This window comes from Actinopolyspora mortivallis (assembly GCF_003001495.1).
GTDB lineage: Bacteria > Actinomycetota > Actinomycetes > Mycobacteriales > Pseudonocardiaceae > Actinopolyspora > Actinopolyspora mortivallis_A.
The window spans coordinates 306,578-322,838 of record NZ_PVSR01000001.1 but is presented as its reverse complement, the minus strand read 5'-3'; the positions used below and the strand labels follow the sequence as shown (position 1 = coordinate 322,838).

Genomic DNA, 16,261 nt, shown 5'->3' with positions numbered 1-16,261 from the left:
CTGTTCCCGCTCGGCCGGGCACACGATCAGAACAGGGCCTCGGTGTCGTCCTGGTGGTCGGACTTCCGGCTCGTGCTCTTCTGGGACGCACCCTTCTTGGCTGTGCCCTTCTTCTTGTCGTGCAGGCCCTGGGCGACCTCCTGCTGGTAGCGCTCGTGGTTGAGTTCGAGCAGGCTGTCCAGGATCTCGCGCTGGGCCGCCGGGCCGATGGTGTAGCGGGTCTCGCGGCCGACCGGGTGGAAACCGTGGTCCAGCCCGCCGACCGCGTCGATGCGGTCCTGCCAGCCGTAGGCGCGCACCGTGGCCTCGTCGATCTCACGATGAATCCGCCGCAGCTCCACGATGTCCGAGTCAGTGCACTCCGGATCGAAGACCAGGTTGTAGGTCTTGGTCAGCCCCGCACCGCGGGAGAGCATCACCTCCCGACGGTAGCGATCCAGCTCGTCGCCCAGATCCCGGAGTTCCTGAGTGAGTTCCGGCAGCGGGAAAGTCTCGAAGACGTCGGAGGGGGTGTAGCGGAGATCCGTCTTCATCGAGGATGAACGCGTCTTCGCCCACCAGAAGTGCTGGGCACTCGACAGCAAGGCCAGCATCGCCGTGTCCTCGGTGGCGAAGACACCGAGCATGTGCGAGAAGACCTGCCCGGTCGGCACCATCACCGGCATCGCGGTCTTGCTCACCAGCGTGAGCACCACCACCCGATCCAGACCGGCGATGGACTGGTACAGCTCTGGACGCCCCCGCTCATATCGCCACCAACGCTCACGGGCGTGCTTGCTGTGAGTTACCTTATCCCGCTCGGGTTTGACATCGCGAAGAACCTTCTCGTAGCACGCAGGATACTTCTTGGCTTCCTCCTCGGACCAGTCGAAGAAGTTGATGACCCACCTGCTTGCGCCACAGTCAGGGCGCGAATTGAGATCCTGCCCGTTGAGGTACGGAAACAGCACGTTCTCATTTCGGGAATCTTCCTCGATCAACCCAGCGGCCTCGGCAGGATCCATTGTGAATCCGGTTCCCAGGATATTGGATCCCTGAAACGAGATCCCCGTGTTCCGCATGAGCTGTCCAGGCTGGCCGCTCACCCTCGACTTGTGGTCCAACGAGGACGAGATCCCCGAAACCACGACACCGTCAGCGACGCGCTGGGCGTTCGCTTGAAGGGCAGCCCTACTCGTCCACACCGCGCAGTACTCCAGCGCCGCGCTCTTCGACGGCCAGGGAGCGCTCTTGACCGCACGACGGATCGTCACTCCGCCATCGACGAGCTGGTCCAGCCCGACATCGCGGGTGTCGCCCTGTGCCAGGGTGTTCGTGGCGATCAGTCCGGTCTGGCCACTGCTATTCAGCACAGCATGTGCCCGCAGCTCGCAGTAGGCCACCAAGTCCGCGCTACCACGTGCGCCACTGCCCACGGCGTGCACCAGGTATTCGCGATACGCGGTCCCGAGCGCGCTGGTGAGTTTCTGTCCCCCCAGAAACGGCGGGTTTCCGACCACCGCGTCGAAACCGCCGTGCTCGAAGACCTCGGGGAAGACCAGCGGCCAGTGCAATGTCTCGCGGCCGAAGGTGCCCGCGGGCAGGTCGGTGTTCAGCCACTCCCGGGCCTGCTGCCGGGCCGCCATCTCCTCGGTGTCCAGTTTGCGCGCATGGTCGGCCGCGGCGATGGAACCGTCCCGCAGCCCCTTCTCACCACGCCCGGCGTAAACCAGCGCCGCGCCCACGGCCAGGTCGGCGGCCAGCTCGGCCTGCCTGCCCTTGAGGTTGGCCTCGGCCAGCAGCGCCCGCTTGCGGTCCAGGCCCTCTATGGTGGTGCCGTCGATCTCGCGCAGCTCACGACGCTGCTCGGCCACCTCGGCAACCAGCGAACGGACGTTGGCCGTGAAGTCCACGGGGGAACGCTCGTGGATGGCCCGCCCCTTCCTGGCGTCCATGTGCATGTACTCCAGCTGCTCCAGCGAGGTGATGCCCAGCAGCGAGTCCCCGGCCACCAGCCGGTCGTCCAGGAAGGTGAACGGCCGCTCGGAGTCCATGGACACCAGCCACAGCGAGAGCTTGGCCATCTCCACCGCCATCGGATTGATGTCCGCGCCGTACAGGCAGTGCTCGATCACCTGCCTGCGCGCCTCCACCACCACCGGGTCCTCCTCGCTGTCCCCGGCGTGTTCCCGCGGTCGGTAGTCCCGCACCCGCTCGTCGTCCTCGGCGATCCAGGCCTCCAGCAGCTTGCCGCCCAGATACCGCGCGGCGGCCACCAGGAACGCCGCCGAGCCCATCGCGATGTCGGCGACCTTCAACCTCAGGATCTCGCCACTGGACTTGAGCTTCCACTGCCGCTGCTCGGCCGTCTGTAACGGCCCCGGCTCGTAGACCAGCGGCTCCAGCGCGTGGCGCACCACGTCCTCGGCCAAAAACCGCGGGGTGTAGTGCGTGCCGGTGTTGGACCGCAGCGGCGACTCGGTGACGAACAGCTCGCCGGGCAGCACCACCACCGGCAGCTCACGCAGGTCGGTGCGGATCACGCCCTGGAACGGCAACAGCCGCTCGGTCAGCGCGGCGTCCCCCCGGGTGACGCCGAGCAGCTTCTTGCGCCGTTCCTCCCGCTCCACCGCCTCCGGCGGGGCGAGCCGCTTGGCCAGCTGCCTGGCCGAACCGATGCCGGAGTCCCTGAACTCGGCGGCCAGCGCCGCAGCCAGCTCGGTCGTGTCGGCGCTGTCGGCGGCCAGCTCCTCCAGCCGCCGCAGCGGAACCTCGGCCTCCCGACCCTGCTTGCCGACCAGCCCCACGGTGGTCTCCTCGGCGCGGAAACCGTCGTAGGACAGCAGACCCTCGTAGACGTAGCCGATCTGCTCCACGTCCAACGAACGGAACGACAGGGTGCGCCGCTCCCGCGACCTGCCGCTGCCCACCTCCACGTGCTGCACCGCGCGCAGCATGTGCAGCACGGTGCGGTCGTCGATGTTCAACGGCAGCCACGGGAAGGCGTCCGGGTCGAACAGCGACCCGTCGTGCGGGTGCATCGTCAGCCTCGGGTGGGACACCCCCCGGTAGACGGCCTCGAACAGCGCCAGCAGCCGGTGCCAGCCCACCCGGGTGTGTTCCAGGTCCTCCTCGCTGGACTCCAGCTCGCGCTGTTCCAGCTCGGCGTAGAGCCGCCCGGCCGAGTAGGTGGTGGCGTAGAGCTCGTTGTCCGAGGGCAGCAGTCTGCGTTCCTCGGCGAACAGCAGGAACACCAGCCGCATCATCACCGACACCGCGCCGCGGTAGACCTCGTGGGCGGGCACGGAGTCCAGTTCGGACTCCCCGCGGTCGCGCTGCTCGGTGCTGGCCCGGCCGAAGGCCGCCACCAGCAGTTCCACGGCCTCGCGCACCTGGACACCCAGGGCCTCGGTGATCTCCTCCTGCGAGTCCTCACTGGCCCTGAGCAGCTCGGGCAGCCGCTCGCCCTCCGGAACGGCGAAGAACCTCCTGCGCCCCAGCAGCGAGACGAAGGCCCGCACCACCTCACGCTCGGCGGCCTCCGGCCAGGGGACCGCGTCGAACACGGCCGTGGTGGTCACCCCGGACAGGGGGGCACGCACCAGCGCCCACCAACGGCCGTCGGTGACCAGCCCCAGCTCCACCCCGTGGTGGCGGCACAGCTGGGCCATCCGGTCGGCGGGGGTGGCCGCCCAGCTCGAACCGGCAAGCCGTGCGGTGGGCTGCTGACCCGGCTCGCAGACCATCCCCAGCAGCCGCACCGTGTCCGGCCTGACCTCCGCACCGGGCTCGACCAGCGCGAAGGAGGGTTCCAGCCGGACGTCGTGCTCGGCCACCTCCAGGGCCAGCTCCTCCAGCCCCGTGCGGCACAGCTGCTCGCCCCAGCCGAGCAGCTCGCCGAGCACGTAGTCGATCCAGGCCCGTTGCCCGGCGACGACGTCGTCCTGCCAGGCCGAGTGGGCGCGGCGCAGCCGCTGCCTGGTGGGTTTGTCCAACGCGTCCGGCCCGTTCGGCCAGGCCCGCTTGAGCACCGGCAACGACAGGAACGGGCCGCTGACCTCGATCAGCTCCAGCCACTGGCGGTGCTGCTCGGCGGCGTCGGGAGTCTTGGAATGGAAAGTTCGGGGGCTCATCGGGTTGCCTCTCGCTTCGGCACGACAACGACCACGGCGACGGGGAAACGGTGCGGTTCCTGCTCGCGGTACCGCTCGGCGACCACGCTCAGCTCACGGTCCCGCTCGGTGGCGAGCTGGTCCAAACGCTGCTGCCACTTCTGCCGGTCCCGGCGGTACTGGGCGCGTTCCTCCCGGCTCCTGGTGATGTCGGCACGGCTGAACAGCGCCTCCTCGGCCTCCTCCTCGTCCTCGGCGAGTTTGGCGCGCAACGTGTTCGCGAACTGGTCGATGGTGGTGGTGATGCGGTTCCGCTCGGCCTCCTCGCGCTGGGCAAGCAGGCGCCGCAGCGAGTCCCGCCGGGTGCGGGTGCGCCAGTCGATGGCCGCGAGCAGCCCGTCACGGATCCGCGGCCACCGGCCCGCGATCCGGTTCCACACCGGCGGCGGCGCCGGGGTTCCCGTGCTCAACGCGTGGTCCAGGATGCCGCCGAGGGTGGTGAGGTTCTCCAACCTGCGGAACCGACCGTTGGCCGGGGCCCAACCACCGGCGTGGATCACCTCCTCGTGCAGCCGCACCCCGTCCGCGCCGACCAGCACGAAGCGCGAGTAGGCACCGACCAGCACGTCCTCCAGCTCGGGATGGTCGCTGACCACCGCGGTGACCCGGTGCAGCCCGGTGTTCTCGTTGGACACGGCCGAACGCAGCAGACCGGTGGACATCGACACCAGCGGGTGGTTCAGGTGCGCCAGCACCACGTCGTCGCGTCCCTCGGCCACCCGGGGATCGAAGGTGACGGGAAGCTGACGCGGCTGCCGGCCGCTCTCCACCGGCCGCTCGGTCAGCCCCTCGGTGGCCCGGGTCCAGGAGCCGGTCAGCGCGGGCACGTCGTAGCAGTCCTCGAGACCCCGCCCCTCGTCGACGTGGGCGGTCAACGGCTGCTGCCGGGCCAGCTCCAACGCGGTGTCCACCACCCGTTTGACGCGCTGCGGGGTGATGCCGAGTTTGTCCACGGTCTGGTCGACGTTGTCCCGCAGCCTGCGGACCTGCTCACGCACGTTCGACTCGACCGCGAGCCGCTCGGTGGTCGCACCGGCGCTGTCCACCTCGTCCTCCCGGACGGTCTGGCCGAGCATACGACGCTGCACCCGTTCCGAGAGCACCGCGTTGACCGCACCCAGGTCCTCGGACATGCGGGCCACCTTGTCCGCCACCCGCGAGAGGAACTCCAGGTCGGCCTCGTAGGAGTCCACCGGATGGTCCCAGCCGGCGCCGACGAAGTGCCTGATCTCGGGGGTCTCGGTCTGCCCGTAGCGGTCGATGCGACCGATGCGCTGTTCCAGCTTGTTGGGGTTGAACGGGATGTCGTAGTTGACCAGCCGGTGGCAGTGCCGTTGCAGGTCGATGCCCTCGCTGGCCGCGTCGGTGGCCAGCAGGATCCGCAGCGGGTGCTCGACGGGGTGCTTCTGGAAGGCCGTCCGCAGCCGCTCGCGCTCCTCGGAGCTCATGCCGCCGTGCAGCTCGGCCAGCCTCTCCCCGCCGAGCCCCTCCTGACGCAGCAGGTTGGCCAGCCACAGCTGGGTGTCGCGGTACTCGGTGAACACCACGACGCGCTCGTTGGTCCAGTCCCGGTCCGGTTTGCACACCGCGCGCAGATGGTTGATCAGTTCGCGGGCCTTGGCGTCGGGCTGGGCCTCGTGCGAGACCGCCCACTCCCTCATCCGCTCCAGCAGCCCGATCTCGTCGTCGGCCGGGTCCGGCTGCATCGGGCGGGTGCGGTCCAGCACGTCGTCCTCGGCCTCGGCCAGCCGCTCGTCGTCGTAGGTGGCGAGCTCGTCGAAGAACTCGTCCATCCACTCCGGAACCTCGTCGTCCGTGCTCTCCGGGCCGGAGCGCGAGCGCAGGGTGTCCAGATACACCCCCACGGTGTGCTCGAACGCGGCCGGGCTGGAGAACAGACGCTTCTTCAGCAGCAACGTCACCAGGTCGGTGGCCTTGCGCCCCCGCCGGGAGGCGAGCCTGCTCCGCCGTGCCGTGGCGAACCGGGTCAGCAGGCCGTGGATCTCGCGCTCACTGTCCGGATACTCCACCGGGATGGCCAGCGCCCGACGTTCGGCGAAACGCGGGGTGCCGTCGGCGTCGGTGATCTCGGTTTTCAGCCGCCGCACCACGGTCTCGTCCACCGCGGCCCTGTCCGGCTCCACACCCCGGGCGAACCGCTGGTCGTCGAGGATCTCCAGCAGCGCGGTGAACGAGGCCTGGTAGCCGTTGTGCGGGGTGGCCGACAGGAACAGCCGGTGCGTGAAGTGCGGGGCCAGCATGCGGACCAGCCTGGTCTGCTGCGAGTCCACGGCGTAGACCTGCTTCGGCGCGGCCGGAGCCACGTGGTGGGCCTCGTCCAGGATGAGCAGGTCGAAGGTGCGCGGGTAGGTGGGACCGCCGGCCGGCAGCACCTCGTTGAGCAGCCGCTGCGCCTTGGGGCCGCGCAGCCAGGGCAGGCTGACGATGGCCTTGGGGAAGATGTTGAACGGGTTGGCCGCGCTGCCGTACTCGCGGCGTACCCGCGCGCAGCACTCGGAGTCGATGACCGTGAAGTCCAGACCGAACTTCTCGGCCATCTCGTCACGCCACTTGGTGGTCAACCCGGCGGGACAGACGATCATGATCCGTTTGCCGCGCTGGCGCAGCAACAGCTCCTGGGCCACCAGCCCGGCCTCGACGGTCTTGCCCAACCCCACGTCGTCGGCCAACAGCAGGTTCACACGCGGGGAGTCCATGGCGCGGGCGACCGGTTCGAGCTGGTAGTCCTCGATGGCCACCCCGGAACGGAACGGTGCCTGCAGGGTCTTCACGTCGGCCGAGGTCACCGCCGACCAGCGCACCGCGTCCAGGAAAGCAGCCAGCCGCTCCGGCGGGTCGAACTCCCGTTCGGGCAGCTCGGGCAGGGATCCGGCGGGCAGCACCTGCCTGCCCGGTTCGAGTTCCCAGAGCACCTCCAACGTCTCGCCGTAACGGCCGTCCTCGACGCTCTGCAACCCCACCAGCGTGCTGGTCTCACCGGGATCGATCTCGCTGACGACCCACTTCTGCCCACGAACCGAGACCAGCGCACCGGTCTCCAGTCCCTCACTCGTTGCTGTCATCGACTTCCCTCGACCGGGTCGGACTCCCCGCAGTCGTCGCACCGAGGCGACCTGTCGGGACAGTACTGGACCAAGATTCTCCACTCACCACGTTCGTGCCCCGCGCTCACCATCAGGTCTCCTCCCCGGAGTCCTGCTCGCGCGGCAACAGCGCCCCGCCGGTGAGACCGGCGGCCACCTCCGCGGCCGTTTCGCGGGCGATCCGGTGCACCGCGCGGGCGGCCGTGCGCATCTCGTGCAGCTTCCGGAAGGCGCCGCCGTAGTCGCGTTGCCGCTCCGGCGGCACCAGCGGAACCCGCAGTCGTCGGACGTGCAGCCGCAGGATCGAACTGCCGGTGGTGGCCCCGTGCGCGTTCTCCTCCGTCCCCAGGAAACCGGCCAGAAACCACGGGTCGAGCCGCAGCGGATCCGGCCGCAGCAGGTAGAGCCCCCTGCCCAGCAGCGCACCGGCGTCCTCCGGCCCCGCCACACGCACCGGCACCTGGTGACCGCCCTTCAGCGTGTCGGGCAGGACCACGTCCCCCTCGGCGAGTTCGACCTCCTCGGACAGCGGCGTGTCGGCGGCCGGGTCGGGTTCCCGACCGCGCCAGAGGTCGGCGGAGGTGAGCACCCGCCTCCCCTCGGGGGCCTCGCCGTGGAGGGGTTCGTCCCGCCCCCCGGAGGAGACCCGGTACAGCTCCAGGGCCCCGCCCCGCAGCAGGTCGGCGACCGTCACCGAGCGCCAGGAGAGCGGCTCCGCCCCGGCCTGGGACCACTCCTGCCCGTCGAGCGACTCGAGCAGCCGCTCGCTCACGTGGCGCAGCCCGTCCCGCCACCGCCGCACCCGCTCGTACTGCCGCGCGGGATCGAGGCCCCCACCGCCGGTGTGCACCTGCCGTCGGGGGGTGAGGTCGACGTTCTCGTCGAGCACGTCCACGGCCGGGCGAGCACACGCGACTCCCGCGACGGTGTCGAACCCCTCCGGGTCCGCCACGAACTCGCGCCATGTCGTCAGCATCCGCTGCCGCAGCGTCCCCCAGTCCGGCTCCCCCCTGGTCGAGCCGGAACTCCTCCGTCCGCCAAAAGAGTCCTGCGGATCCGCGGACGGCCTCGCCTCGTCCTCCGGGGTGTGCACGAACAGCACGGGCGCGACCTCCCGGTGCTCGGGCTCGGGCGCGGCCAGCACCCACAGGTGCAACCCGAGGTGCGCCGGCACCGCCGCCCCCGGCGGCAACGCCAGCACCGCCCGCAGCGCCCCGGAACGCACCAGCTGGGACCGGATCCGGCGGCCGGAGGAACGCTCGGCGACCCCCGGCGGCAGCAGCAGCACCGCCCGACCACCCGGTTCGAGGTGGGCCAGGCAGTGCTGCACCCAGGCCAGTTCGGACTCTGACTTCGGCGGCAGCCCGTACACCCAGCGCGGATCGTAGGCGACCTCCTCGTGGCCCCAGTCCCGCTGCCCGTACGGCGGGCCGCAGACCACCCCCTGAGCACGCAGCTCCGGGAAACCGTCCGCACGGAGACTGTCGCCCCGACGCACCACGGCCTCGGCCGAGCTCGCCACCTCCAGCCGCACCGAGCTCAACGCCACCTGGGGACCGAGCACGTCCTGACCGAACACCTCGGCGGCACCGGCTTCGGCCGCGGCCAGCAGCAGCTGCCCCCCTCCACACGCCGGATCGAACACGGAGTTCGGCATCCGCCCCTCGTTCGAGGCCAGCAGGGACACCATCAACTCGGCCAGCGGGCGCGGGGTGCGGGGGGTGCCGGTCTCGGGGTCCTCACCGACCACCTCGGCCAGCACGTCCAGTGTGGCGGGTGCTCCCTCGGTGGCCACGCACTCCAGCAGACAACGCAGCACCTCAGCCGGGACTTCCTCCTGCCGTGGTCGCCCCTCCTCGGCGACCTCCGTGAGCCGCTCGTCCGTCATCCGCTCCAGCGACTCCCGCTGGCGCTGTTCGTCGGCGTGGGCGAGCCGGACACGTTCGTCCTCGTCCAGTTCCGCGAGAGCGGAGACCAGCGGCAGCGTCCGCACGGCCAGCCTCCCACCGCCCTCGTCGACGGTGCGCAGGGCGTCCCGCAGCTCCTCCCGGGGTGTTCGCCGCGGAAGCTGTCCCCGCCGCGCCAGCCAGGCCCGCACCTCCTCGGCGTCGTAGGCGGGACTCGTCTCCGTCCCGCCGACCGGTGCCGGAAAGTCCGCGTGGCGACGACGCCAGTTGCTGACCGTCGCCCGGGTCACTCCCGCGAGGCGGGAGATGTCGGCTGCGGTCACCTGGGCGGCTGACTGAGGCATGACGAGGTCCTGTCCTGTTCCGGCGGTCGAACCGCAAACAGCGTACAACAGAGTTCAAACTTGTAAACATGTTTGACAGTGCTTTCATGGCATGTTTTTATGATCGCGCTTTCACGACGACTCTGACACCTGATCCACTCGGCAGGAAAGGAACACCATGTCCATCCCCGTCCCCACCGGCGAGCCGGAAGGGATCCGCCTGCACGTCATCCCGTTCCGGTCGGACGCGGTGATCGGCACACTCGGGCTGCCCACCCTGCTCCAGTTGGTGCCCTCCCCGAGATCCCAGGAGAACCAGCAGGCGCTCAAACACGCCTCCGGCACGCTGCGCAGGCACGCAGAGGTGCGCGGACTGGTGCAGCGGATGCTGCGGTCCACCAACAAGGGCCGCAACGTCACCTCCTACGCGGACTACATCGCCGAGGGGGTGAAGGGAAACCTCGGTGCGTCGTGGTCGACACCCCCGATCACGCTCTGGCTCGGCGCCCCGCTGGCCTCCATCGGCGAGGAGCTCGTCGCCGGCACCGGTATCCGCACCGTCTCCGTCGCCCCGGGCTCACCCGTGGTCGCCATCGACGGCGAAACCCAGGTCGCCGCCTGGCACGAGCTCTACGACTCCCCCGAGCGGTACGGGCTCACCGTCGACACCCTCTCGCGGGTGCGGGTTCCCTTCGAACTGTTCTGGGGACTGGAGGTCGAACAGGCACGGCAGATCTTCTACGACCGCAACGTCGAAGGCGTTCCGGTGGCCAAGAACCTGGCCATGTCGATGGACCAGCGCGACTTCGGCACCCAACTGGCCCACCGGGTGGTCAACGCCGTCCAGGTCGAAGGCGACGGCGAGCCCGTCCCCTTCGGCAGGTTCGTGGAAACCCGCGGCAGACAGCTCAGGGCCTCCGCCCGCGAGGTGGTCACGCTCTCCGCGCTGCGCGTGTTGGTCGTCTGCACACTCTTCGGCCGCGCCGGGCTGGCGCGCTCCGGAACGACCCTGCGGGAGAACGACCTCCCCGACGGTGTCAGCGCCGAACAGGCGACCCGACGCGTCGTTCCGCTGCTGTCGACGATCATCTCCCACCTGCGGGAGCGGTTCCTCGAACGTTCGGCGGTCACCGCCCCGGCGGTACTGGCCGGTATCGGTATCGCGGCCCACCAGGCGACCGGATGGGCCACGACCGGAAAGCCCCTCACCGACGAGGAACTGCTCGACCTGCTGGACACGGTGCGCTGGGAACGCAGGGCCCGCTACTGGGACGGCGTGGCCGCCAGCGCCAACTCCCGGGGAACGCTGAACTTCGGTGGCGGCGCCAAGGACGCCGGAGGCCGCGTGGCCGACGCCATCGTGCACCCCGAGACCGAGTACGGACGCAGGATCCGCGGCCGGTGACCACGGCCCCGAGAACCGGTGTTCCGTCCCGAGAACAGTGACCGACCAGGGCCGTCGTCGCAAAGACGGCCCGCATCCACCGAAAGGAAACTACAGTGACGCAGACACCCGAACCGGCGCAGCAGCGCGGCACCAGGTTCTCCGGCCTGGCCCTGAGCAGTCTGGTGCTGGGAATCATCGGCGTGTGCGGCTCGATCGTTCCCATCCTGAACAACCTGACGGCGATCGCCGCGTTAGTGGGGGTGGTCCTGGGGATCATCGCCCTGTTCGGCACCAGGAAGGTCATGGCCGGTATCGGAACCGGCCTGGGAGTACTGGCGCTCGTGGCCACCGTGGCGGTCCAGGGAATGCTCGTCAACGCGATCAACGAGGCGGGCTCGCCGGGAGGTGAGTCCTCGTCCTCCGAACGGCCCACTCCCGAGTCGAGCGCCGACTCCTCCTCCGGATCGTCCACCGAACTCGACTTCGGTGAGAAGCACACCTGGCCGGGCGGGGAGACGATCTCGATCTCGGAACCGGGCCCCTACACCGCGAACAACCAGTTCCTCCAGCCACAACAGGGAAAACGCTACGTCCAGTTCGACGTGCACGTCGTCAACGACGGCAACGACGAGTACAACGTGGGATCCGTCACGATCACCGCCCAGCACGGCGGAAAAGTCGCCCAACAGAGCTACGCCGCCGGCGACCAGTTCCCGAACAGCGAGCTGCCTCCCGGTGACGAGGTCTCCTACACCATGGTCTTCGAGATCCCCGAGGAACCGGGCGAACTACAGGTCAGCGTGCAACCGAACGCGTTCGCCGCCGACACCGTGTACTTCACCGGCAAGGTGTGACCGGACGAGAGTCATCACGATCCCGTCGACACGGCCCACAGGGGTCCGGCGGTGAACTAAGCTCCGGAGCGCAGTTCACCGCCGGTTGATCGCCTTCCTCCTCGTGGTTCGGGCTCCGGCCTTCCGAGTCCGGACCACGAGGAACTTCGTCGTTTCCCGCTCGGGTTCGCGTCGGCCGAAGCACGCGAACGACTGGGCGAGCGGGAAGCACCCGACCGAAGAGAACCCCGCGGAAACGGCCGAGCCGGCCCGGGGCTTCCGAGCCACCGAGCCGACGACTTCCGGTGCGCGGGGCGCGGACCGGCTCCGCCTTACTGCTCCCCGGAACGCCCCCGCCGCTCACGCAGCTTGCGCAGCGCCTCGTCCAGCAGCTCCATGCCGTCGGCGTCGCTGCGCCGTTCCTTCACGTAGGCGAAATGACTCTTGTACGGCTCGGTGCGCTTCGGGGCGGGAGGATTGTCCCGGTCCCGGCCGGCCGGAAGACCGCACCGCGTGCACTCCCAGGTGTCCGGAACGTGGGCGTCCACGGCGAACGCGGGACGAACCCGGTGACCGTTGTCGCACCAGTACTCCACCTGCTGGCGCGGGGCGGACTCACCGCGCTCCACGTCCCCGCTGATCGTTCCGGAACCGAGCCGCATGCCCCGTATCGCATTCCCGTCGGTCAACAGCTTTCACCCACCGTCCCACCATCGAACGAAACGGACACCGGGTGGACCGGGCCGCAGATCACCGTGGCCGGGCACCCGCGATGCCCGGCCACGTGCCGTCAGGCTCCCATTTTGATCAGCAGGCCGGTTCCCACGATCGAGATCACCCACAGGGCGATGACGAACAGCGTCATCCTGTCCAGGTTCTTCTCCGCGACGCTGGACCCGGCCAGGTTGGACTGCATCCCGCCGCCGAACAGCGAGGACAGCCCACCGCCCTTCGCCCGGTGCAGCAGTACGAGCAGCACCAGCATGACGCTGGTCACCAGGACCATGATCTGCAGCAAAAGTGTCATAACGTCCTCGTTCACACCACGGTTCGCGGCAAGCCTACCGAACGGACGGGCGGCTGTGGGCCACCGTTCGTATCAGCACCCTCACAACGGGCCCACGGCGGGTGCCCCGCGCGAACCGGAGAAGTCGTGTCCGTGGTGGGCGGGCGACCACCCACCACGGAGCCCGTCACGGCAGCGGTCCGCCCGCCGCCAAGGCGCTCATCTTGGCGAACTCGTCACCGTTGAGGCTGGCACCACCGACCAGCGCGCCGTCGATGTCGTTCTGGTCGAGCAGCTCGGAGACATTGCTGGACTTGACCGAGCCCCCGTAGAGCACCCGCACCTGTTCGGCGACCTCGGAACCGTACTTGTCGGTCAGCGCCGTGCGCAGCGCCCCGCAGACCTCCTGGGCGTCCTCGGCGGTGGCCACCTTCCCGGTGCCGATGGCCCACACAGGCTCGTAGGCGATCACGCTGCGGGCCACCTGCTCCTGGCGGAGCCCCTTCAGCCCTTCGAGGAGCTGGTTGGTGCAGTGCTGCACGTGCGCACCGGACTCCCGCACCTGCAGGGACTCGCCCACGCACAGGATCGGGGCCATCTCGTGCTTGAGCACGGCCCGCACCTTCCTGTTGACGAGCTCGTCGGTCTCGGCGTGGTACTCCCTGCGCTCGGAGTGGCCCACCACCACGTAGGCGCAGCCGAGCTTGGCCAGCATGGGCGCCGAGACGTCGCCGGTGTAGGCCCCCGAGTCGTGCGGGGAGACGTCCTGGGCCCCGTGCCGGAGCAGCAGCTTGTCCCCGTCGATCAGGGTCTGCACGCTGCGCAGGTCGGTGAACGGGGGAAGCACCGCCACCTCGACCCGGTCGAAGTACTTCTCCGGCAGGGCGAAGGCGATCTTCTGCACCAGCGCGATCGCCTCGAGGTGGTTGAGGTTCATCTTCCAGTTGCCCGCGAGCAACGGTTGTCGGGCCATGATCAGACCTCACCTTCCAGGACGGACACGCCGGGGAGCCGCTTGCCCTCCAGGAACTCGAGCGAAGCTCCTCCCCCGGTGGAGATGTGCGAGAACCGCTGCTCGTCCAGCCCGAGCGTGCGCACCGCGGCGGCCGAGTCCCCACCGCCGACGACGCTGAACGCCTCGGACTCGGCGATCGCCCGGGCCACCCCGCGGGTGCCCTCCGCGAAGGTGGGGAACTCGAACACGCCCATGGGGCCGTTCCAGAACACGGTGCGGGCCGAGCCGAGGATCTCGGCGTAGCGCTCCACACTGCGCGGGCCGACGTCCAGGCCCTGCCAGCCCGCCGGCACGGCGTCGGCCGGAACCACCTGGGTGTTCGCGTCGTCGGCGAACCGGTCGGCCACCACCACGTCCACCGGCAGCACCAGCTTGTCGCCGTGCTCGTCCAGCAGCCGCTTGGTGGTGGAGATCTGGTCCTGCTGCAACAGCGAGTCCCCGACCTGGTTGCCCTGGGCGGCCAGGAAGGTGTAGGCCATACCGCCACCGATGACCAGGCTGTCCACCTTCGGCAGCAGCGCGTTGATGACCCCGAGCTTGTCCGAGACCTTGGATCCGCCGAGCACCACCACGTAGGGACGGTGCGGGTCGCCGGTCAACGTGCGCAGCACCTCGACCTCGTCGAGCACCAGCCCGCCCGCGTAGGAGGGCAGCCTGGTGGCCACGTCGTAGACCGAGGCCTGCTTGCGGTGCACCACACCGAACCCGTCCGAGACGAACGCGGCCGAGTCCCCGACGAGCTCGACGAGACGGTCGGCCAGCTCGCCGCGCTCGGCGTCGTCCTTGCTCGTCTCCCTGGGGTCGAAACGCACGTTCTGCAGCAGCGCCACCCGCCCCTCGGCCAGACCTCCGACCACCTCGTGCGCCGAGGGACCGACCACGTCCTCGGCCAGGGCGACCTCGGAGCCCAGCAGCTGTCCGAGCCTGCGGGCCACCGGGGCCAGCGAGTACCGGGAGTCCGGAGCGCCCTCGGGCCTGCCGAGATGGGCGGTGACGACCACGCGCGCCCCGGCCGAGGTCAACTTCTCGATCGTCGGGAGCGCGGCACGCACCCTGCCGTCGTCGGTGATGGTTTCGCCGTCCAGCGGGACGTTCAGATCGGTACGCACCAGCACGTACCTGCCCCGAACCCCCTCGCCCAGCACGTCGTCGAGATTCTTCACGCTGTGGCTCCTCGCCAAGGGGATACACCGTCGATGGATTGCAGTGCTTGCACGGACGTCCCCGTGGCCGGAACGCCCGTGGTCGGACTCACGCGGCCCCGGGCGCCGCCCGGGGCCGGGGTCCACCCGTCGGGATCGTCTCCGCGACCCCGACACGGGCGCTCAGGAGAGCCTGGAACCGACGAGGTTGACCACGTCCACCAGTCGGTTGGAGTAGCCCCACTCGTTGTCGTACCAGCCGACGATCTTCACCTGGTTGCCGATCACCTTGGTCAGCGGCGCGTCGAAGATGGTCGAGGCCGGGTCACCCTCGATGTCGCTGGACACGATCGGGTCCTCGCTGTAGCGGAGCACGCCCTTGAGCGGGCCCTGCTCGGCGGCGGCCCGGAACGCCTCGTTGACCTGCTCCTCGGTGACGCTGGAGTTCAGCGTCGCGGTCAGGTCGGTGACCGAGCCGGTCGGGACCGGCACGCGCATGGCGTAGCCGTCCAGCTTGCCGTTGAGCTCGGGCAGCACCAGTCCGATCGCCTTGGCCGCGCCGGTGCTGGTGGGGATCACGTTGACGGCGGCGGCCCGCGCCCTGCGCAGGTCCTTGTGCGGAGCGTCCTGCAGGTTCTGGTCGGCGGTGTAGGCGTGCACCGTGGTCATCTGGCCGTACTCGATGCCGAAGTTGTCGTGCAGCACCTTGGCCATCGGGGCCAGGCAGTTGGTGGTGCACGAGGCGTTGGACAGCACGGTCTGCGAGCCGTCGTAGGCCTCGTCGTTGACGCCGAGCACCAGGGTCAGGTCCTCGCCCTTGGCCGGGGCGGAGACCAGGACCTTCTTCGCGCCTCCCTGGTCCACGTGCTTGCGGGCGTCCTCGGCCTTGGTGAACAGGCCGGTGGACTCGACGACGACGTCGACCCCCAGGTCCGACCAGGGCAGCTTGCCGGGATCTTTCTCGGCGAGGATCCTGATGGTCTTGTCGCCGACCCTGATCCCGTCGTCGACCACGGTGACCTCTTCGGAAAGCTGGCCGAGCACGCTGTCGTACTTGAGCAGGTGCGCCATGGTCGCCACGTCGCCCAGGTCATTCGCGGCCACGACCTCGATGTCGTGCTTGCTGGCGAGTGCCGCGCGCCAGAAGTTGCGTCCGATCCGGCCGAAGCCGTTGATACCTACGCGAACGGTCACGCCGATCTCTCCTCGCGACTTACCGTGCCGAATCATCGGCAGGTGGCGGTTGTATGGACTCGCCACAGACCCTATCTCCCACGGACGGCCGTGCGCGCATAGGGAGAGCACCACAACATCGGGAAGCCGCCCTCCCCACGGAGGGGAAACCGCCGGGCACGGACGTTGTCGGACGCGGAGTCCCCCGCGTTCCGTGCGG

At 69.5% G+C, this 16,261-nt stretch carries 10 protein-coding genes; 2 read left to right on the top strand and 8 right to left on the bottom strand.

The genetic code is table 11. From position 1 onward, the window contains the following. Nucleotides 1–26 precede the first annotated feature (26 nt). The 3 genes from CEP50_RS01485 to CEP50_RS01475 form a co-directional block, all read right to left on the bottom strand. Complete coding sequence (locus CEP50_RS01485) at nucleotides 27–4,112, bottom strand: Eco57I restriction-modification methylase domain-containing protein (RefSeq protein ID WP_106112093.1); 4,086 nt, start codon at nucleotides 4,110–4,112, stop codon at nucleotides 27–29. Beyond that, nucleotides 4,109–7,234, bottom strand: coding sequence for a DISARM system SNF2-like helicase DrmD (drmD, locus tag CEP50_RS01480; protein ID WP_106112092.1), 3,126 nt, complete (start codon nucleotides 7,232–7,234; stop codon nucleotides 4,109–4,111). Before drmD ends, CEP50_RS01485 begins: the two co-directional genes overlap by 4 nt. A gap of 112 nt (nucleotides 7,235–7,346) precedes the next feature. After that, the gene (locus CEP50_RS01475) at nucleotides 7,347–9,506 is read right to left on the bottom strand and encodes an N-6 DNA methylase (RefSeq protein ID WP_106112091.1); all 2,160 of its coding nucleotides are present in this window, start codon (nucleotides 9,504–9,506) and stop codon (nucleotides 7,347–7,349) included. Nucleotides 9,507–9,663: 157 nt separating this feature from the next. Between CEP50_RS01475 and CEP50_RS01470 the strand changes: the two genes are divergently transcribed. Both CEP50_RS01470 and CEP50_RS01465 read left to right on the top strand, forming a co-directional pair. Further along, nucleotides 9,664–10,890 (top strand): DNA sulfur modification protein DndB, encoded by a 1,227-nt coding sequence (locus CEP50_RS01470; RefSeq protein WP_106112090.1) that lies wholly within the window; start codon nucleotides 9,664–9,666, stop codon nucleotides 10,888–10,890. Between the two features lie 95 nt (nucleotides 10,891–10,985). Further along, nucleotides 10,986–11,726 carry a DUF4190 domain-containing protein gene (locus tag CEP50_RS01465; protein WP_106112089.1) on the top strand — a complete coding sequence of 247 codons (741 nt, stop codon included), beginning with the start codon at nucleotides 10,986–10,988 and terminating at the stop codon, nucleotides 11,724–11,726. 311 nt (nucleotides 11,727–12,037) lie between these two features. Here CEP50_RS01465 and CEP50_RS01455 read toward each other — a convergent pair whose 3' ends face one another. The 5 genes from CEP50_RS01455 to gap form a co-directional block, all read right to left on the bottom strand. Beyond that, the gene (locus tag CEP50_RS01455) at nucleotides 12,038–12,394 is read right to left on the bottom strand and encodes an RNA polymerase-binding protein RbpA (protein ID WP_106112087.1); all 357 of its coding nucleotides are present in this window, start codon (nucleotides 12,392–12,394) and stop codon (nucleotides 12,038–12,040) included. 101 nt (nucleotides 12,395–12,495) lie between these two features. After that, nucleotides 12,496–12,732 (bottom strand): preprotein translocase subunit SecG, encoded by a 237-nt coding sequence (gene secG / locus CEP50_RS01450; protein WP_019853714.1) that lies wholly within the window; start codon nucleotides 12,730–12,732, stop codon nucleotides 12,496–12,498. A gap of 166 nt (nucleotides 12,733–12,898) precedes the next feature. Beyond that, on the bottom strand, nucleotides 12,899–13,684 hold the full coding sequence (gene tpiA / locus CEP50_RS01445; protein ID WP_106112086.1) for a triose-phosphate isomerase: 786 nt from the start codon (nucleotides 13,682–13,684) through the stop codon (nucleotides 12,899–12,901). Nucleotides 13,685–13,686: 2 nt separating this feature from the next. Further along, nucleotides 13,687–14,889, bottom strand: coding sequence for a phosphoglycerate kinase (locus CEP50_RS01440; protein ID WP_106112085.1), 1,203 nt, complete (start codon nucleotides 14,887–14,889; stop codon nucleotides 13,687–13,689). Between the two features lie 162 nt (nucleotides 14,890–15,051). Next, nucleotides 15,052–16,062: a type I glyceraldehyde-3-phosphate dehydrogenase gene (gene gap / locus CEP50_RS01435; protein ID WP_106112084.1), complete on the bottom strand. Its 1,011-nt coding sequence runs from the start codon at nucleotides 16,060–16,062 to the stop codon at nucleotides 15,052–15,054. Nucleotides 16,063–16,261: the final 199 nt, after the last annotated feature.